The sequence below is a fragment of the Loktanella sp. S4079 genome (genome assembly GCF_000967725.1).
In the GTDB taxonomy this organism is placed as follows: Bacteria; Pseudomonadota; Alphaproteobacteria; order Rhodobacterales; family Rhodobacteraceae; genus Yoonia.
Map to the genome: position 1 here is coordinate 431235 of NZ_JXYE01000002.1, position 18406 is coordinate 449640.

The 18406-nt window shown below is 53.7% G+C and carries 18 protein-coding genes and 3 tRNA genes; 11 read left to right on the plus strand and 10 right to left on the minus strand.

All coding sequences use genetic code 11. The features are described 5' to 3' along the window. Positions 1 to 39: 39 nt before the first annotated feature. Both TW80_RS03305 and cysG read right to left on the minus strand, forming a co-directional pair. A complete protein-coding gene (locus TW80_RS03305; RefSeq protein ID WP_045995916.1) occupies positions 40 to 351 on the minus strand; it encodes a DUF2849 domain-containing protein in 312 nt (103 codons plus the stop codon). Then, complete coding sequence (cysG, locus tag TW80_RS03310) at positions 351 to 1742, minus strand: siroheme synthase CysG (RefSeq protein WP_045995917.1); 1392 nt, start codon at positions 1740 to 1742, stop codon at positions 351 to 353. Before cysG ends, TW80_RS03305 begins: the two co-directional genes overlap by 1 nt. Positions 1743 to 1877: 135 nt before the next feature. Here cysG and TW80_RS03315 point away from each other — a divergent pair, with 135 nt between their 5' ends. Beyond that, entirely contained in the window at positions 1878 to 2339 is a 462-nt protein-coding gene (locus TW80_RS03315) for an Lrp/AsnC family transcriptional regulator (RefSeq protein ID WP_045995918.1), read from the plus strand. A 457-nt stretch (positions 2340 to 2796) separates the two neighbouring features. Here TW80_RS03315 and TW80_RS03320 read toward each other — a convergent pair whose 3' ends face one another. Beyond that, on the minus strand, positions 2797 to 3573 hold the full coding sequence (locus tag TW80_RS03320) for a hypothetical protein (RefSeq protein ID WP_045995919.1): 777 nt from the start codon (positions 3571 to 3573) through the stop codon (positions 2797 to 2799). Positions 3574 to 3642: 69 nt separating this feature from the next. Next, the gene (locus TW80_RS03325) at positions 3643 to 4806 is read right to left on the minus strand and encodes a cytochrome P450 (protein WP_045995920.1); all 1164 of its coding nucleotides are present in this window, start codon (positions 4804 to 4806) and stop codon (positions 3643 to 3645) included. A gap of 263 nt (positions 4807 to 5069) precedes the next feature. Here TW80_RS03325 and TW80_RS03330 point away from each other — a divergent pair, with 263 nt between their 5' ends. Next, positions 5070 to 5429: a VOC family protein gene (locus TW80_RS03330; protein WP_045996980.1), complete on the plus strand. Its 360-nt coding sequence runs from the start codon at positions 5070 to 5072 to the stop codon at positions 5427 to 5429. Between the two features lie 39 nt (positions 5430 to 5468). Here TW80_RS03330 and tpiA read toward each other — a convergent pair whose 3' ends face one another. Next, positions 5469 to 6200 (minus strand): triose-phosphate isomerase, encoded by a 732-nt coding sequence (gene tpiA / locus TW80_RS03335; RefSeq protein WP_045995921.1) that lies wholly within the window; start codon positions 6198 to 6200, stop codon positions 5469 to 5471. 66 nt (positions 6201 to 6266) lie between these two features. On the opposite strand from tpiA, the gene TW80_RS03340 reads away from it, so the two are divergent. Next, entirely contained in the window at positions 6267 to 7184 is a 918-nt protein-coding gene (locus tag TW80_RS03340) for an isopenicillin N synthase family dioxygenase (protein ID WP_204218465.1), read from the plus strand. Here TW80_RS03340 and TW80_RS03345 read toward each other — a convergent pair. The 4 genes from TW80_RS03345 to TW80_RS03360 all read right to left on the minus strand — a co-directional run bounded on the left by TW80_RS03345 (position 7181) and on the right by TW80_RS03360 (position 9474). After that, the gene (locus TW80_RS03345) at positions 7181 to 7546 is read right to left on the minus strand and encodes a HesB/IscA family protein (protein ID WP_045995922.1); all 366 of its coding nucleotides are present in this window, start codon (positions 7544 to 7546) and stop codon (positions 7181 to 7183) included. The genes TW80_RS03340 and TW80_RS03345 overlap by 4 nt on opposite strands. Positions 7547 to 7569: 23 nt before the next feature. Further along, the gene (locus tag TW80_RS03350) at positions 7570 to 8322 is read right to left on the minus strand and encodes a DUF3307 domain-containing protein (RefSeq protein WP_045995923.1); all 753 of its coding nucleotides are present in this window, start codon (positions 8320 to 8322) and stop codon (positions 7570 to 7572) included. Beyond that, complete coding sequence (locus TW80_RS03355) at positions 8322 to 8963, minus strand: hypothetical protein (RefSeq protein WP_052700876.1); 642 nt, start codon at positions 8961 to 8963, stop codon at positions 8322 to 8324. The genes TW80_RS03350 and TW80_RS03355 overlap by 1 nt, the downstream gene beginning before the upstream one ends. Positions 8964 to 9111: 148 nt before the next feature. Then, on the minus strand, positions 9112 to 9474 hold the full coding sequence (locus TW80_RS03360; protein ID WP_045995924.1) for an SUF system Fe-S cluster assembly protein: 363 nt from the start codon (positions 9472 to 9474) through the stop codon (positions 9112 to 9114). A gap of 138 nt (positions 9475 to 9612) precedes the next feature. Here TW80_RS03360 and tgt point away from each other — a divergent pair, with 138 nt between their 5' ends. From tgt to TW80_RS03395, 7 genes are all read left to right on the plus strand, one after another. Next, positions 9613 to 10743 (plus strand): tRNA guanosine(34) transglycosylase Tgt, encoded by a 1131-nt coding sequence (gene tgt / locus TW80_RS03365; protein ID WP_045995925.1) that lies wholly within the window; start codon positions 9613 to 9615, stop codon positions 10741 to 10743. Positions 10744 to 11057: 314 nt separating this feature from the next. Next, positions 11058 to 13463, plus strand: coding sequence for an endopeptidase La (gene lon / locus TW80_RS03370; protein WP_045995926.1), 2406 nt, complete (start codon positions 11058 to 11060; stop codon positions 13461 to 13463). 113 nt (positions 13464 to 13576) lie between these two features. Further along, positions 13577 to 13855, plus strand: coding sequence for an HU family DNA-binding protein (locus tag TW80_RS03375; RefSeq protein ID WP_052700940.1), 279 nt, complete (start codon positions 13577 to 13579; stop codon positions 13853 to 13855). Positions 13856 to 13912: 57 nt separating this feature from the next. Next, entirely contained in the window at positions 13913 to 14473 is a 561-nt protein-coding gene (locus TW80_RS03380; RefSeq protein WP_045995928.1) for a histidine phosphatase family protein, read from the plus strand. 40 nt (positions 14474 to 14513) lie between these two features. Next, positions 14514 to 14589 (plus strand) — tRNA-Val (locus TW80_RS03385). Between the two features lie 209 nt (positions 14590 to 14798). After that, positions 14799 to 14875: transfer RNA gene (locus tag TW80_RS03390), tRNA-Asp, on the plus strand. Between the two features lie 30 nt (positions 14876 to 14905). Continuing rightward, positions 14906 to 14982, plus strand: a tRNA-Asp gene (locus TW80_RS03395). A 408-nt stretch (positions 14983 to 15390) separates the two neighbouring features. On the opposite strand, the gene TW80_RS03400 is transcribed toward TW80_RS03395, so the two are convergent. Continuing rightward, complete coding sequence (locus TW80_RS03400; RefSeq protein ID WP_045995929.1) at positions 15391 to 16761, minus strand: M20/M25/M40 family metallo-hydrolase; 1371 nt, start codon at positions 16759 to 16761, stop codon at positions 15391 to 15393. 135 nt (positions 16762 to 16896) lie between these two features. Between TW80_RS03400 and TW80_RS03405 the strand changes: the two genes are divergently transcribed. Continuing rightward, the gene (locus TW80_RS03405; RefSeq protein ID WP_045995930.1) at positions 16897 to 18288 is read left to right on the plus strand and encodes a hypothetical protein; all 1392 of its coding nucleotides are present in this window, start codon (positions 16897 to 16899) and stop codon (positions 18286 to 18288) included. Positions 18289 to 18406 lie beyond the last annotated feature (118 nt).

Consider the following 18406-nt stretch of genomic DNA (forward strand, 5'->3'; position numbering starts at 1 on the left):
GGCGGCCCGTAACGTCGTGGGTTGAGGGTAGGTCGCGGATCAGGTCCGAGACGCGTTGTCTGCTTGTTTGCCGTGGGCATAATTCGAAGGACCGCGCGTGCGGAACTCTTCACGGAAATGGGTTGGCTCTGGACCGTTTGGTCCGGCTTTGGCGTCGGCAAGGTAGGCGCCTGCGATTTCGCTTTGACGCGACTGTGCCTCAAGCAGGCGCAGATCGGCATGTGCCTCATCGGTGATCAATTCGGCATCGGCCATGTTAGGGCTCCATGTGTCGTCGGCTGTAAACCAGACGGCATCACCCTCAAGCAAAGCATTTGCGGTGATAACTTTGGGGGTAAAAGCACGAGGCATTATGCGAACTCCTTGAGCGTGAGCGATTGCGCAACGGCGTCGCGCGGGGCGAGGCCGTAAAATGTGATGACAGGACCTGCCAGATCGGCTTTGGTCATGGTTGGCTCCAATTCGACCAATGTGGTCGCAATGATACGTTGGTCGGCACGGCTTACGTTTTCAATGATAGTGACCGGTGTAGCAGGGTTTGCGCCGTGCATTAGCAGCCGACCTTGCAAAAAACGAGCAGATTTTTTGCCCATGTAGATCGCGGCAACCTCTCCGGGGGCGGCGAGCACCTTCCAATCGTGGTCGGCGAATCCTTTGGTGTCATGGCCCGTGATCAAGCGCACTGCCGAATTGCGGTTCCGTTTTGTCAGGCTCTGCCCGATGTTTGCAACGGCCGCAGAGGCAGCGGTAATGCCGGGAATGACACGATATTGGATGTCGGCGTCGATCAAGGCATCGATTTCTTCGTCAAGGCGACCAAATACAGTCGGATCGCCGGATTTTAGGCGCACCACGTGATGCCCCTTTTGGGCGTGGCGCACCAAAAGCGCGTTGATATCTTCTTGCGCAGTGGCAGGGCCAAATCCCGTCTTGCCAGCATCGATGATAATCGCTTCGCGACGCGCGAGCTCTAGGATTTCGCCTGAAACCAAACGGTCGTGGATCACGACATCTGCGCGATGCAGCGCATTGCGTGCCTTTAGCGTCAAAAGCTCTGGGTCGCCGGGACCTGCACCGACCAAATCGACATGGCCCTGCGTATCCTGTGACATGATTTGCTGATCTAGCAGCGTTTCCAATGTTGGAACGACCGCATCCTCACCGCCGCGTTCGAGCGCACGTGGCCCCGCCGAAAAATAAAAGTCAGACCAAAACGTGCGGCGTTTACGCCCCATTGGCAATACATCAACCGCGTGACGAAAGCCTTTGCCGATCCGTGCAAGCATTCCCAAAGATTGGGGTAGGCGTTCTTCTAAATCCGACTTGATCGCGCGTGCTAAAACGGGCGCTGCGCCCTCGGTGCCAATTGCTACAGTTACGGGATCACGGTCAACAATCGCAGGGGTGATAAATTGGCTGTCATGCAAGTTGTCGACGATATTGACTAAAGCGCCTTCTGCGCGGGCAATTGCCGCAACACGCGCATCTTCGTCATCATCCTCATTCGCCGCATAAAAAAGAGCAGCACCCGCTACATCGCCATCGCGCAACGGGCGCGAGACGATATCCAGTTTACCCTGAATGGCCCATTCGGTGATCTCTGGCGCGACGTGTTCCGCAAATACGGTCAGCTTTGCTTCGGTCTTCATCAGCAGGCGCAGCTTTGCCATAGCCGCATCGCCGCCGCCCGAAAGGACGATGGACTGACCAGCAACGGCAAGAAAAATTGGAAAGTGCTGCATAGCGGACCTCTGATTTCTTGGGTTTAATATAGAATATCGTTCTGCTATTTGCTTCCCCTAGGGGGCAGTTAAGGAAAGATGTTCTGGTTGCCCGGGATTTAGGACCACGCGTCCTAAGAATGCGGAGAAATGAGAATGTCGGTACGGATTGACGCGACAGACCGGAAAATTTTGGCAGCATTGCAGGCCGACGCGGCGCAGTCGTTGGATGAAATTGCCAAGAACGTCGGCTCTTCTAAGACCCCGGTGTGGAATCGTATCCGCAAGATGCGTGAGGCAGGCATTATTGGCCCACAGACCGTTTTGCTGGACGCAGAGGCACTTGGGTTTGAGGCCTGTTTTTTCGTACTGATCCGGACGTCCGAACATGACGCAGCATGGCAGGCCAAATTCCTCAAAGCCCTGAAATCACGCCCCGAAGTGCAAGAGGCACACCGGCTAGCAGGGGACATTGATTACATCCTCAAGGTACGTGTGAAAAACGCCCGCGCCTACGACACATTCTATCAGGCGCTGATTTCAGAGGTAAAGGTGCACAACGTCACCGCGCTACTGTCGATGGAAGAGATCAAATCGACCGTAGCGCTGCCGCTTTAGGTGCGTTTCTAGCATTTAAGCTATATCAACGGTGGTCGCTCACGAAGCTGCGGCTTTCAGCACCTCCTAGATGGCTGAGCCATCCGACTGTGACTCTAACGCGGACCAAATAACCAGGCACAATGGCGGCTAAGTAAGACTGTGGTCGGAGCGATGAATTTGGTTAATTCTGCGCATACCTAGCTGTACTAAAAAGTTGGGTTAGCACCTGAAAATGTGGGCAAGACGGCGACGCAAATGCCGTAAACGCCGCCTAAAAGTACGCGTACTTACCGCGGTTGTTAATTGAACCTTGCGTCAGGTTGGATAGGGTAAACGAGCTATATGCGGAATTTGCAGTCGTCGGGGGCCATAACAGTTCAAATCTGGTTTTCATCCATTTGATAAAGTTTGACATTCGACAGTACCGCGGGCGCCCACAATTTAAGAGAAAGCGATGCTGAAGCACTCGAACCGCTTAATCTGTTTCCGTCGTCCGAGGAGGCGTTATAAACTGAATGCCTCCCGTGTCTTTTGATGCAGAAAGTTGCCGGAGTAACGTTTGCCGCTGCACGGGGTTTGCGAATCTTAGAATCCCATGCTCGTTTAGAACCGCGATGGTGACGGGATTGTCGAAATCCCGTTCAAGCTGAGATATCTCACGACTGTAACGCATGAGCATGAACAGTGGGGCGATGGATGCAGTGAAATGCTGCGCAATTGCTTCGGCACCATCGCCGTCGAGCATGACGTTTATTGCCTCAAGTTGCACGATCATCTCTTCAAGTCCCAACACTAGTGGATCGTCTGAGCCGGATGGCTGTGCTGTGGTGCGGGCTTTTTCAACTGCGATTTCTAGTTCTCTTCGGTATTCTTCGGATAAAATTTCTTCCATCGATGCATCATCGTTTGTACGCAAAAGTGTTGCCATCGACGCAAGCTGTTCGGGTGTATAGATCGAAAGATAGTTTTCAGCTGATTGCGCTAGATAGTGATCAAGGAACGGCGCAACATCTTCGTCAGGGATCAAGTCAATGAACCGGTCTTCATCAATGACCTCGATTCCAAGTCCCGAGAAGGGTCTTAAGTAGACGTTTACAAACTGTCCCTTAAGAAGGCGCTGCATCGTACTCAGCGCCGCGTGATCTAAGTCTCGTTGCGCAATATATCTTGCGTCGGACAGGGGGGTGGCCAAAATTGCCTGTCCGCTGAGCATGAACGTCACTAGCGAGAGCGTTTTGAAAATGTTGTTCACGTATTGATACCTCAATGAATCCAATTTCAAACTTAGGAATACTACTAAAGCTTACTAGGTTATCCAGTGTTATGACTTTACCATCAACTTCTCCAACCCATGGAAGTGAAATACATCTCCGTATTGCGGTGCCTCGGTGAGTTGTAGGCTCGGGCAGCGTTCGAATAGCACTTTGAGTGCGATGTTCAGTTCGAGCCGTGCCAGTGGTGCTCCGACGCAAAAGTGAATGCCGCCTCCGAAGCTGGTGTTTTGGGGGCCCTTGCGTGTGGGGTCGAATGTGTTGGGGGCATCGTAGGCGATAGGGTCTCGGTTTCCGGCGCCGAGTAGGCAGGCGATTTGGTCGCCGCGTTTGAAGGATTGCTCGCCGATGGTCACGTCTTCGTAGACCCATCGCGTGAACATGTGCAGCGGCGGATCAAAACGGATGATTTCCTCGACGCAAGTCTCGGATACCTCGCGTATGTCCCGTTCGAGCAGGGTCTTTACGCCATTTCCCAGCGTATGGACTGTGGCCTCGTGCCCCGCATTCAGAAGCAGGATACAAGTTGTGATCAGCTCTTCTTCAGAGAGTTTTTCACCGTCTTCTTCTGCTGCAATCAAGGTTGAGATCAGATCGTCGCCAGGAGTCTTGCGACGCTGGGCGATATAGCCGCGCATGAAGGCGCTGAAATCAAGGCTGGCTTGGACGGCGGCGGCCTCGGTCTGTGGGGTGCGGCCGGCCTGATACATGGCAACCATTGCATTGGACCATCGTAGCAAATCGTCCGCGCGGTCTTCGGGTACGCCAAGCAGGCGCGAGATGACAACTACGGGCACGGGCTGTGCATAATACGTCAGTAGATCAAAGGGTTCCGAGGGAAAGTTGTCGATCAATTGATGGCATAGCTCATGAATGCCGCTATCCAACGCTGCGATGGCCCGGCTGGTAAAGGCACGTAGCACCAGTGACCTGAGGCGTGTATGGCGTGGCGCCTCGAGTTCGAGCATGGAATGCGCTTCGATATCGTAAAACGGCTGGAGGCGGGCAGGGATGTCAGGGGCGAGCTCGGGCGGGCTTTCGCGGCCCATTTTGCGGCTGCGCAGAACGTCACGCACCGCCGCGTAAGATACCGCGCAGGGCATGTCGTAGTCTTCCCACCAAAAGAAATCACCCGCAGCACGTGCGCGGTCATAAAATGGATAGGGATTTTGGACAAAGGCGGGGTCGGTTGGCGACTGAGAAAAACGTTGCATAGTGTTGGTTTGAACCGCCTCACGGATCCATGCAAGCTGTTGACCGCGATGGAGTATCTCTTGAGACTTCGATTGTTTGTGATCGCTGCTTTTTTGGCCTCTGTGCTGGGGGGGAATTCGAACGCCACAAATTGAGTCCGCATGTCTGATACGCCGAGATAATCAACGATTATTGAATTGGTTGCGCGAATGAAACGGTTATCGTTGTTGGGTTCAGGCACATGATCTGTTCCTATTTTGAAGAAACTTTGGAGGTGCCGCCAATGGTGAAAGTTCTGGGGATAGGCGGGCTATTTTTCCGCTCAAATGACCCGAGTGCGCTGGCGCAATGGTATGAAGAACATCTTGGGATCGCTCCTGCGCCATCAGATGCCGCGATGGAACCGTGGAAGACTGATGAAGGTGTGACGATCTTTGCCCCGTTTGATGCAAAGACAGATTATTTCCCGCAGGATCATGCGTTTATGCTGAATTTCCGCGTTGCAGACTTGGATGCGGCATGCGCTGAGTTGCAATCGTCTGGCATTGCGGTCGGAGAAAAGATGGTCATGGAAGGCGTCGGGAAATTTGCGCGCATTCATGATCCAGAGGGCAATCCAATCGAACTGTGGCAGCCCGCGTAGGGTGTGGCTTGGCTAAGGTGCGCCAAGCCACTTTTGTTGTTAGCTTGCTTCAAGCGCGCTGATGATGGGGCTGAAGTCGTCAGCCTTGAGGCTTGCGCCGCCGACCAGGGCACCATCGACGTGTGGAACGCCAAAGATGTCTGCGGCGTTGCTGCCTTTGACTGATCCGCCATAAAGGATACGCATGTCAGCGCCGTCGCTGAACCTTGCCTGTAGTTTAGCGCGGATGTGCGCGTGGACTTCGGCGATTTGTTCAAGGGTGGGAACTTTGCCCGTACCGATCGCCCAGACGGGTTCATAGGCGATGACGGTGTTGTCTGCTGTCGCCCCTTCGGGAATCGATCCTGCCAGTTGTCCATCGATGATGTCGAGCGTTGTGCCCGCTTCGCGTTCGTCCAGCGTTTCGCCAACGCAAATCACTGCGATTAGGCCGGCTTTATACGCTGCATCGGATTTAGCAGCGACGATTTCATCTGTTTCACCGTGATCGGCCCGCCGTTCGGAATGCCCGGTGATCACATAGGTCGCGCCTGCATCGGCTAGCATTTGCGCGCTGATGTCACCTGTGTGCGCACCGGATTCGGCGGTGTGGCAGTCTTGGCCGCCGACATCGAACAAGGTGTTCTGACACGCGCCAATCAATGTAGCAGGCGGACAAATCAGGATATCGACGCTGGCGTCTGAATGCCGCGCTGCCAATGTTTCGAGTTCGCTCAGGCTGGCACGAAGCCCGTTCATTTTCCAGTTTCCAGCGGCAAGTTTACGCGGCATCAGCACATCCTTTTGTCTGCGTTCGGTTATTGCTATCAAGCAAGGGCTTAGATCGGAAGGGGTCCCATGTCAGATATGATTATTCCGCGTATTGATGCTGCTGCTTTGCTGGCCGGTGATCCTGCCTCGGTTGAGGCGGTACGCGTCGCTGCAGGCGGTGTCGGCTTTATGACGGTTCACAATACACCGATTTCGGCAGAGCGTGTTCAGGATGTTATAGCGGCCTATAAGGCGTTCTTTGAATTGCCAGCCGCGGCGAAGTCGCAATTTGATATGGCGCAAACGGGGTCCAACCGTGGATGGGGTGCGCCGGGGTCTGAACAAGTCGATCCCGATGCGAACCCAGATTACAAACAGGTGTTTGATTGTGGGCTGGAATTGCCTGTGGATGATCCGTTGACCCAGTTATCATGCTATGCGCCCAATCAATGGCCCGATGCACCGTTAGGGTTCGCTGATATGTTGCGCACCTATTATGCGCAGGCGACCACATTCGCACTGGACCTGCTTTGTGCGATTGCAGAGGCGACCGGTGAAGATGGTGATTACTTCCGTCCGCTCTTTGATCGGCCGATGGCGCTATTGCGGGGCAACTACTATCCCCAACGCCCGGAGTGGGCTGGCGAGAACGATTTTGGGATAGCGACACATACGGACTATGGCTGTCTGACATTGCTTGCCACTGATGGATCGCCGGGGCTTGAAGTGCGTAAACGCGGTGGCGGTTGGATACCTGTCTCTGCACAACCCGGAGAGTTCGTGATCAATTTTGGCGAGATGCTGGATATGTGGAGCAATGGCCGTATCAAGGCGACGCCGCATCGCGTTATCGGCCCTGATCATGCGCGGATTTCCGTGCCGCTTTTCTTTAATCCTAATCATGATGCCAATGTGGCCCCGATTGGATCGGGGCAGGTGATTAAGGCACAAGAGCATTTAGACAAACGTTACGCCGAGACATACGTTCATCTGAACAAGCCTTAGGCTTTGGCGGATAGGGAATCGTCGAATTTGATGGATTCACCGCAACCGCAGGCATCAACCACATTTGGATTGCGGAACTTGAAACCGGATTCGAGCAGCGAGGTTTCGTAATCAATCTCGGTGCCAAAGAGGAACATTTGCGCCATCGGGGCGATCATGACGCGTGCGCCGTCCAGTTCCACGACTTCATCGAGTGGGTCAATTTCGGTGACATAGTCCATTGTGTATTCCATGCCTGCGCAGCCGCCTTTCTTGACGCCAATCCGCAGCCCCTCATGGCCATCCTTTTCCATCAGCGCTGCGATTTTTGCAGCAGCTTTAGGGGTTATTGTGACCGCTTGTTTACCTGGAATACCGAACATCTGTGTTCTCCTTTGCAGGTAACTTAGTCCTTTGGTGGCATGATCTCAAGAAGTGGGATGCCGTTTAGCCCGTTGTTCAGAGTCAGCACAAAAAGCGCGATGGCGATGGCCCAGCTAAATGATGCCAGTGTGCCAATGATGACATATTCTGCCTTTGCGTTATTGGATGCTGCATCAAAGCGTAGAACAGATTTCGCCGCGATAAGGAAACCGATTGCCGCGGGCTGTCCGGCCAAAAACATCAGATAGATAAGACCGCGTTCCAGTAGACCGATCATCATACCGCCTGCGGGTAAGCTTTCTTTGGGGGCGCCTTCTGCAAAGGGTGTCATCAGCTTGCCAACAGCAAAGCCGCCCGCGCGGGTCGCATAGATTGCCCCGGCGCACAGTAGCATCAGTTTTGGGGCCCATGTGCTTGCGTTGATGAACCCACCTTCGGCCCATAGGCCGTTGTGCCATAGGGTTGGAAAGATGGCAGATAGCGCAATGAGGGACATAATATGTGCCATTTGATCGACCAGATAGGGTTTGATTCCGTCACCCTTGCCCTTGGTGATCCAAAGCGTTTTTCCAATGTCGATAAGCAGATGCAGCCCTGCCAAAACCAAGAGCGGCCAGTCAATCGACCCCAGCGCGATTGCCGCTGTCCAATAGACCGCAAGCGTGTGCAAAAGCATTGTCGTGAATTTGTCTTTCGTCTCGACCATTTTACTGGTCTGCAAAACGTAATCCGCAAGGACATGCGCAAAGAAAAGTGCGGCAAGGGTCTCAAACATTATGCGAAATCTCTTTCCAGTGTCGTGAGCGCGGCTTGGATGGCAGGAAACCCTGCGCCGTCTAATGATTTTGTGACTGCTTGGCGTGATTTGCCAAGCTGTTTAGCAATGTAAGTGTATGAAATATCTTCGAGCGACGTGATGGCATAGAGTATGGCGGCTGCCTGCGCTTGCGTCCAGCCTTGAGAGATATAATCGGCAAGGATTGTCGCAGCCCCAATTGCAGATTGGCTTGCATGTGCGATGCGTTGGCTGTCAGTGGATGCTTTGATCGTATCAAGCGTGTGCCCTGATTTGATAAATGCCTCGCTGCTTTCGCGATTTAAATCTGTTGGCAGCGTTTGGGGCGCGCGGCCCTGACCGATCCCGATGTAACTGTCGAATTCCGGGTCGCTGCTGCGCAGTGCTGCCCGAAAGGCAAGGGCAGAGCGGAGCGCGAATTGTGGCTGCGTCAATGCGACTTGCCAGCCATCGCCGCGGTGTCGCGTGAACTGCAATGATGCGCCTGTCCAGCGTTCTTGCGTGATCGCACAGTTTTCCAGCGCGACGAGCGCCGCCTCGAGCCGTAGTTCGCCCAGCGCAGTTGATCTCACGATGTCGCCAGTGAGGACCGCGATTTCTATGTGGTTATGGCTACTCATGCACCCAATATAGGGTGCGTTTTTAATTTCGCAATCTAAAAGGGTTGCGTTTTTGGTTTCGCAGCTCTTTCAGGGTGCTGGTCAAAACCCCGATACAAAAAAGGCGACCCAAAAGGTCGCCCGTCAGCAAGTCACCAAATGAGGCGCTCTACATAAACCCAAGCTCAAGGCGGGCTTCGTCTGACATCATCTCCATGCCCCACTGGGGTTCAAACGTCATCTCGACATCAACCTGTTTAATGCCGGGTAGCGGCTCAATCGCGTCGGCAACCCAGCCAGGCATTTCGCCGGCAACGGGACAGCCAGGAGCGGTCAGGGTCATGATGATATTTACGGCGTTATCTTCTTTGATATCAATCGTGTAGATCAGTCCAAGATCATAGATATTCACTGGAATTTCGGGGTCATAGACCGAACGACAGGCTTCGACAACTTGATCAAAAAGCGGATGATCTGTTGTCGAGGGCGCAATCATTGGTGTGCCTTCGAGCTGTGCATTCGTGTCTGTCATGACTTTGGTTCCCTAAAATCCTGACGAAACATATAAGGATCGTGATCGGGGCCGTAAAGGGTAGAGCGCAGGACCATGACGCAGCGATTGCGTACCGCTTGCTCTTGGCATTTGTTTCAGGATCAGAGAAGAGAGCGCATGACAAAACGTTTTTCATTCACATTGAGCGCCACTGACGGCAAAGCCCGCACTGGTGTAATCTCGACGCCGCGCGGCGATATTCGCACGCCCGCGTTCATGCCTGTTGGCACAGCTGCAACCGTCAAGGCGATGATGCCCGAAAGCGTGGCGGCAACTGGGGCCGATATTCTGCTGGGGAATACCTATCACCTGATGTTGCGCCCAACGGCCGAACGCATTGATCGTTTGGGTGGCCTGCACAAATTCATGAATTGGGATAAGCCGATTCTGACGGATAGCGGCGGCTTTCAGGTCATGTCCTTGGCTGAGTTACGTAAGCTGACTGAAAAAGGCGTGACCTTTAAATCGCACATTGACGGCTCGCGTCACGAATTGACGCCAGAGCGCTCGATGGAAATCCAGCGTTTGCTGGGGTCTGACATTGTGATGTGTTTTGACGAATGTCCTGCTTTGCCTGCGGATCGGGACCGTATCGCCGAAAGCATGCGCCTGTCGATGCGCTGGGCGCAGCGGTCGCGCGACGCATTTGGCGACCGTCCGGGGCATGCGCTGTTTGGTATTCAGCAGGGCGGGCTTGAGGAAGATCTGCGCGCAGAATCAGCGCAAGCGCTCCGTGATATTGAATTCGACGGCTACGCCGTTGGTGGGCTTGCCGTGGGCGAAGGCCAAGAGGCCATGTTTAGTGTGTTGGATTTCGCACCTGATCAGCTGCCCGTCGATAAGCCTCGCTATTTGATGGGGGTTGGTAAGCCTGACGATATCGTTGGCGCGGTCAAACGCGGCATCGACATGATGGACTGCGTCCTGCCCAGCCGTTCAGGGCGCACGGGGCAAGTCTTTACCCGTCGCGGAACGATAAACATCAAGAACGCGCGCCATGCAGATGACCCGCGCCCATTGGATGAAAATTGCACCTGCCCGGCATGTAGCAAATATTCGCGTGCCTATCTGCACCATGTCTTCCGTGCCCAAGAAATGATTAGCGGTATGCTGCTGACTTGGCACAATCTGCACTATTTCCAAGAAATCATGCAGGGTATGCGCGATGCGATTGCTGCCAACACGTTTGACGCGTGGGAGGCTGATTTTCAGGCCGTACGTGCGCAAGGGGATATAGAGCCATTGTAAAACGGCAGCCGCGTTTCATAGAAACCCGCGAGATCGTTTTTCAGGCATATTCGCGCCTTAAGAATAGCAGGATCATCCATTAGAATGGCCGCAATCTAAAAATAGTTGTGCAAAGTCAGGAATTCGTGACTCTGTCTTAATATTTTTGCGTTTGTATGGTTGCGGCTGGGGACAGACACAGGCAGTCTACGGCGCGAAATCACGACGTGTTTGGTTGAAAGGCGCCCCCATCAACCCCACATGCACTAGGCAAGAGGAGATGCCTTAAGCTGCCGTTATCGGGGCTGGGTGTCTTGCCAATAAAGGAAGAGAATATGCAAGAACCGTTGAGTTCATCTTATCCCGTTCTGCCGCTGCGCGACATTGTGGTGTTTCCACATATGATCGTGCCCTTGTTCGTTGGGCGTGAAAAATCGGTCCGCGCTCTCGAAGAGGTGATGCAGGACGATAAACAGATTCTGTTGTCGAGCCAAATTGACGCTGGCGAGGATGATCCAGCTCAAGATGGGATCTATAAGACTGGCGTTCTGGCAAATGTGCTTCAGCTACTCAAGCTGCCTGACGGTACCGTGAAGGTTTTGGTCGAAGGCCGTAGCCGCGTGCGCATTACCGGATTTGTCGAAAATATCGACTTTTTCGAAGCGTCAGCCGAGTATCTCGACGAAACATCTGGCGACGCCGCCGAGGAAGAGGCGCTTGTCCGCAATGTCGCCGCCGAGTTTGAGCGTTACGCAAAGATCAAGAAAAACATCCCCGAAGAAGCGATGGCCGCCGTTGGTGAGGCGACTGAGCCTGCAAAACTGGCCGACCTCGTTGCCGGACATCTGGGGATCGAAGTGGATCAAAAGCAGGGTTTGCTAGAAACCCTGTCTGTGACCGAACGGCTTGAGAAAGTTTTCGGGCTGATGCAGGGCGAAATGTCTGTCCTGCAAGTCGAGAAAAAGATCAAGACACGCGTTAAATCCCAGATGGAGCGCACCCAACGCGAATACTATCTGAATGAGCAAATGAAGGCCATTCAGAAGGAATTGGGCGATGGTGAAGATGGCCAGAACGAAGTGGCCGAGCTTGAAGCCAAAATTGCTGAAACCAAGCTGTCGAAAGAGGCAAAAGAAAAGGTCGATACAGAGCTGAAAAAGCTCAAGAATATGTCGCCTATGTCTGCCGAAGCGACCGTTGTGCGCAACTATCTTGATTGGATTTTGGCCGTGCCGTGGGGCACCAAGTCACGCACCAAGAAAGATCTGGGACACGCGCAAAAGGTTCTCGATTCGGATCACTTTGGTCTTGAAAAGGTCAAAGAGCGGATCGTGGAATATCTTGCGGTGCAGCAGCGCTCTAAAAAGCTGAAAGGCCCGATCATGTGCCTTGTCGGCCCTCCGGGTGTTGGTAAAACCAGCCTTGGGAAATCTGTGGCCAAAGCAACGGGTCGTGAATTTATCCGCATCAGCCTTGGTGGGGTGCGCGACGAATCTGAGATTCGCGGTCACCGTCGGACTTATATCGGGTCTATGCCCGGTAAGATCATTCAAGCGCTGAAAAAGGCGAAAACCACGAACCCGCTGATCTTGCTCGATGAAATCGACAAGATGGGGCAGGATTTCCGTGGCGACCCTGCGTCGGCGATGCTTGAGGTCTTGGACCCGGAACAGAACGGCACATTCGTCGATCACTACCTCGAGGTCGAATATGACCTGTCGAACGTGATGTTCCTGACAACGGCGAACAGCTATAACATGCCTGGGCCACTGTTGGACCGGATGGAGATCATTTCACTGTCGGGCTACACCGAGGATGAAAAGGTCGAAATCTCAAAGCAGCACTTGTTGCCGAAGGTCATGAAGAACCACGGCCTGAAGCCATCCGAGTTCAGCGTTTCTGATGATGCGCTGCTGTCCATGGTCCGCGTCTACACCCGCGAAGCAGGTGTGCGGAACCTTGAACGAGAACTGGCCAAGGTTGCCCGTAAAGCGGTGACCAAGATCGTTAAGAAAGAGGCAAAAGTGATCGAGGTCACAGCCGAAAACCTGAACGAATTCTTGGGCGTTGAAAAACACCGCTTTGGCTTGGCCGAAGAGCAGGATCAGGTTGGTGTCGTGACCGGGCTGGCATGGACAAGCGTTGGTGGTGAGTTGCTAAACATCGAAGCACTGCGTCTGCCGGGTAAGGGGCGTATGAAAACGACCGGTAAGCTGGGTGATGTCATGAAGGAATCGATCGATGCTGCGTCGTCTTACGTACGTTCGATCGCGCCTGAGATCGGTATCAAGCCTCCGCAGTTCGATACATTGGACATTCACGTGCACGTCCCTGACGGGGCCACGCCCAAAGACGGACCTTCAGCAGGTCTGGCCATGGTGACATCAATTGTATCTGTGCTGACTAAAATCCCCGTGCGCAAAGATGTTGCCATGACGGGTGAGGTATCACTACGCGGAAACGCAATGCCAATCGGTGGCCTCAAGGAAAAACTACTGGCTGCGCTGCGTGGTGGGATCAAAACTGTTTTGATTCCTCAGGACAACGCGAAGGACTTGCCTGAAATTCCAGACAACGTGAAAGAGGGGCTTACGATTATCCCTGTGAAACACGTCTCCGAGGTGCTGGAACACGCATTGGTCAGCAAGCCTGAAGCCATCGAATGGGACGAGGCGGCAGAAGAAGCCGCGGCGGCAGCGCTGCGGGCGAATGCAGAAGCAGCAGGGGCAAGAGCCCACTAAGCCCATCCGAATAGATCAAAGGCGCGCTATTACAGCGCGCCTTTTTTATGTGCGCGTGGATGAACGACGAATTAATATATGAATCATGAGTGCTGGAACGATAGGGAATGCCAATGTCTGAGACTGAAGATCAAAATGAAGCGCCTGAAAACGTGCTGAAAAAGCCCGCTTTGTTTGAGGAGGTAGTCGCGCGAACAGGTCTCAAGAAACGCGATGTGAAGCCTGCCGTCGAAGCAGCACTCGCTGTTCTTGGCGAAGCTTTGGAGCGCGGCGAAGATTTGAACATCCCGCCTCTGGGAAAACTGCGAATCGTCAAAGCCAAGGATCTGACGCAGGGCGGTAAAGTGATGACTGCTAAGATTCGGACCCCCAAGCAGCGCACAGAATCGTAAGAAACCGCAAACTAATATCCAGCATAGCGTGACAGGGCCAACCCCGAAGGTCGAACATTGAATTTCCCCGAACTTTATATCCTACGTCATGGCCAAACCCTTTGGAATCAAGAGGGGCGGATGCAGGGCGAATTGAATTCTCCCCTGACCCCACTAGGGCAGGCGCAGGCCGTCCGACAAGGTGAGATTCTCGCAGGTTGTGATCTCAAGGGATTCGCATTTTTGAGTAGCCCTCAGGGCAGGGCGGTGCAGACAGCGGGAATCGCTTTGGCGCAAATCGCGCAAAATATCGAAACAGACCCCCGGCTGAGGGAAATTGGTGTCGGTGATTGGTCCGGATTACTACGAGATACCTTACCACTGCCCGAAGCGGATGATCCCTATATGGCGCAGTACGAGATCGCCCCAAACGGAGAGGGGATTGCAGCGGTGCGTGAACGCTGTCGCGCTTTTTTGTATGATTTAAAGGGGCCAGCGGTGGTCGTGACACATGGTGTCACTGGGCGCACTTTGCGTGAACTGGTTGTCGGAACCACAGGTTTGGCAGGTTCAGATATCCATGGCGGGCAGGGCTGCGTCTATCATTTGAAAAATGGTTCACAAAAGTTGATTTCTTAGCTTGCACCCCGCCGCGGGATAGCCTAAATCACGCCCCATCGGGTGATTAGCTCAGTTGGTAGAGCGCTTCCTTTACACGGAAGATGTCGGGAGTTCGAGCCTCTCATCACCCACCATTACCACCATATGTAGATACAAATTTGGCCAACATGCCTCCGATCTGGGTGGCGTGTTTCTTTCAGTTTTCAGCGTGATCAATCGCCGAAATCAGTGAGTTTTGGAAAACATTCACTTGATGTCATTTTTTGTCACTAGGGCGCTTGACGGCAGGCTGGCGCAGACTTAGAAGCACCCCACGTTCGGTCACAGACCGGAAAGTAGATGCGCGGTTGTAGCTCAGTTGGTTAGAGTACCGGCCTGTCACGCCGGGGGTCGCGGGTTCGAGCCCCGTCAACCGCGCCACTACTTACAGTCTTGAACGAAATACGATGCGCGGTTGTAGCTCAGCTGGTTAGAGTACCGGCCTGTCACGCCGGGGGTCGCGGGTTCGAGCCCCGTCAACCGCGCCATCTTATCTTTACAGATGATTATCTATTCTCTTGAGAGTTGTTGTGTCCGGTTGGTGGATCAAGATCCACCCTACGCATCTTGCGCGAGCGGCTTGGAGAGTGTCTCGCCGGTATTGGGTTCGCGACACGCTTGATGATCGCAGTGGCCACTATTGATCCGGACATTTATGGCAAAGCTATGGGGGCGGAAAGTTGCTGCCTTGGAGTGGTAATTAGAAACCTGAAATTTGTGGTCGAGGGCGTCATGAGGGTGCATCGGTTGCGCAGTTTACGTGACACCATGCTATGAATTTAAACTCGATCAGTAAGTAGATGTGCGACCTGTTAAAGAATTTGCGTTTCTAATGACCTCGGGGTCATCTGTCGCTCAAATAGAAAGGGCTGGCATTTTAGCCAGCCCTTTATCCGTTAGGTCATTGCGTCCAATATCCGTGCCCATGATCTGATCCCTTTATGGAACGAGGACAGATCGTATTTTTCATTTGGGCTGTGGATTTGATCGTCATCCTTGCCAAAGCCAATAAGCATCGCGTCCATATTCAAGATTTCCTTGAAATGCCCCGCAATCGGAATCGAGCCGCCACAGCCGACATAGGCGGCTGCATTTGGCCACTCATCCGAGAGCGCTTTCTTGGCTTGATCAAAGGCGGGGTGGGTGGTTGTCATTTGCCCAGCCATACTTGCCCCATGGTCGCTAAAGGTGACGCTGCAATCGGCGGGCAGCATATCTTGGACCATTTTCCGAAAATTCTCGCGAATTTTGAGCGGGTCTTGCGTGCCGACCAACCGAAAACTGATTTTTGCATGTGCTTCAGAAGGAAGGACTGTTTTGAAACCATCGCCGGTGTAGCCGGACCAAATGCCGTTGACCTCGCAGGTGGGGCGGGACCAGATCATTTCCAGCGGACGGCGACCTTTTTCGCCAGCGGGTTCTGACAGACCGACCTCGCCCAAGAATTTCTTTTCGTCGAATTTCAGGTCATCCCATGCCGCGGCGAGCTCGTTCGAAAGCTCGGGGACCCCGTCGTAGAAATCTGGGATCGTGATCCGGCCATCTTCGTCATGTAGGGCTGCGATGATTTTGGCCAGCACACGGGCAGGGTTCATTGCGATACCGCCGTACATGCCCGAATGCAGGTCCTTGTTCGGGCCAGTGATGGTCAGTTCTTCGCCAAGTAGCCCGCGTAGCTGTGTGATGATAGCGGGCGTGCTGTCGCCATAGAGGCCAGTGTCGCAGATTAGCGCAATGTCGGCGGTTAGCTCTTCTGCGTTTTCTTGCATAAAGGGCGTGAGCGACGGTGACCCGGATTCTTCTTCGCCTTCAAAGAAGAGCGTGATTTTGCAGGGTAGTTTGCCATGTTCGGCCTTCCAGGCACGGCAGGCCTCGACGAATGTCATCAACTGCCCCTTGTCGTCCGAAGAACCGCGCCCTCGGATTACTTTGCCGTTTGGGGTGTCCTCGATTTGCGGGTCAAATGGGTCGCGATCCCAGAGATCCAGCGGGTCAACTGGCTGTACGTCGTAGTGCCCGTAGAAAAGGACATGCGGCCCCTCGCCATCGTAATGTGCAACGACCATCGGGTGACCTGGGGTCGGGCGTTTGGATGCCTCAAACCCGATGCTTTGCAGATCAGCGACAAGCCAGTCGGCGGCAGTGTCGCAGTCGCCCTTATAGGCAGGGTCGGTTGAAATGGATGGAATGCGCAAAAGTTCAAGCAGCCGCTCTGTTGCCGCGTGCAGTTCACTGTCAATACGCGAGAGGACGGGATCGAGTGTCATATGATGAGTCCTATGTTGGGATGTGGACAGGGTGGCACGATTGGCGCGGGCGTCAATCCAAAACGCATAACTGTTTGACTTGGGCCATGTCGGAGCGGATTAATTAGCGCCAAGGGTTATTTATAGGCCGATGACATGATTGAGTATTTTCAGAATTTGATAGACGTCGCTTTTGATTTCGAAAACACCAGTCGAGACGTGCGCAAGATGGCTTTCGCCCAGTTTATGATCAGCGCGGTAATCGTTATTGCTGTGCCATTTAAGATATTGATGGTTATCGGAGATCGTATCCGTGGACGCCGCTTGAAAAGGAATGCGTCGATAGATCCGATGCGTGAACCTGAGAGGTTCGCACAAGCGATTGCTGCGGGCGATCTGTACCCGCATCGGTTCGTACCGCCGCCTCTGCCGCTGAGGCTGGCCCCGCGCCCGATGGATGGCAGGTATTTTGAAACGCTGCGTGCATTCGCCGAAGAAAAGAAGCGCACTGGCGAGGTGATGAATGATTACGAACGCGAAACAGTCGGGGTGATGGGGTTTCTATATGATGTGGCTGGTTCAAAGGGTTTAGCGCATTTCGACAGCTTTGATGGCATTGCACCTTTTCGCAGTCACGAATTGCGGTCAATGTTGGAGAAGTTAGGGTTGAGTGAGCTCAATTCCTGTATCGAAGCGGCCTTAGCAATTCACCTTCAGCGCTATCAGTTGAGCCAAGACTACGTGGCGAGCGGTATGCCCGCCGAACAGGTCGCATCACATCCGAATATGCCAACCTATACGCAATTGGATGCGTCACTCAAAGTGCATGGTGGTCAGGGCCGGTTCATTCATGCGGCGAACAGATATTTGGAGTCGTCCTACCCTTGGGCACCTGAGCAGCCGCACAGTGCATTTGCTAAACCGGCGGCACCAAACGAGCAACATGATCAGTCCAGTGCTATGGATCCCTATTCGGCTATCGATAGACAATTGGTCGTGCCAGCCGCGCGTACTGAACCACCTGCAGACGAAGAGGTGACGCTGGTTGTGGGGGCCGCAAAGCGCCCAGCAGACAAAAGTTTTTGGGAAACGCTATTGCGACATTGCCAGGCCAAAGACCGCTGTGGTGCCCATATGACACCCGACGAAGAACTTGTGGCTGGACGGCTCGCTTTTGCAGAGCGGATGCTGCGCGAGCCGGGCTGTCGTCTTTTGGAAAGCTATGAGAATGGTTTGCCGTACACTGGCAGTGAGCTTTTTGCGGCGCTGAGGATGGTCGACCTGTCTGAGCTCGGCGAAGGCCTGCTGCGCGCGGTGCAGGTTTACGACCAACGTCGCGCCGTTCGAAGCCAACTTTTGCAACAAGGTGTGGCCCAGTCCATGTTGGAGACACACAAAGAAATGCCCACCTATGACAGTTGTGATTACGACCTGATGCTAGCTGGCGGGCACGGACGCTTTTTGTGGATGGTTAACCGTTATTTTGAACGTGCTTACGAATGGGCACCAGCTGACGTTGCGATCAAATCTCCGTATTCATTGATCTAGGTCAACGTCTTGCGTATCTTTGACCGGCACTAAGGTTATAGGGGGCGACAGTTTGTAGCGTATTGCTTGGACTGGTTTGGCCCTATATGACACTTAGAACGATTCAAAACGATGAGGC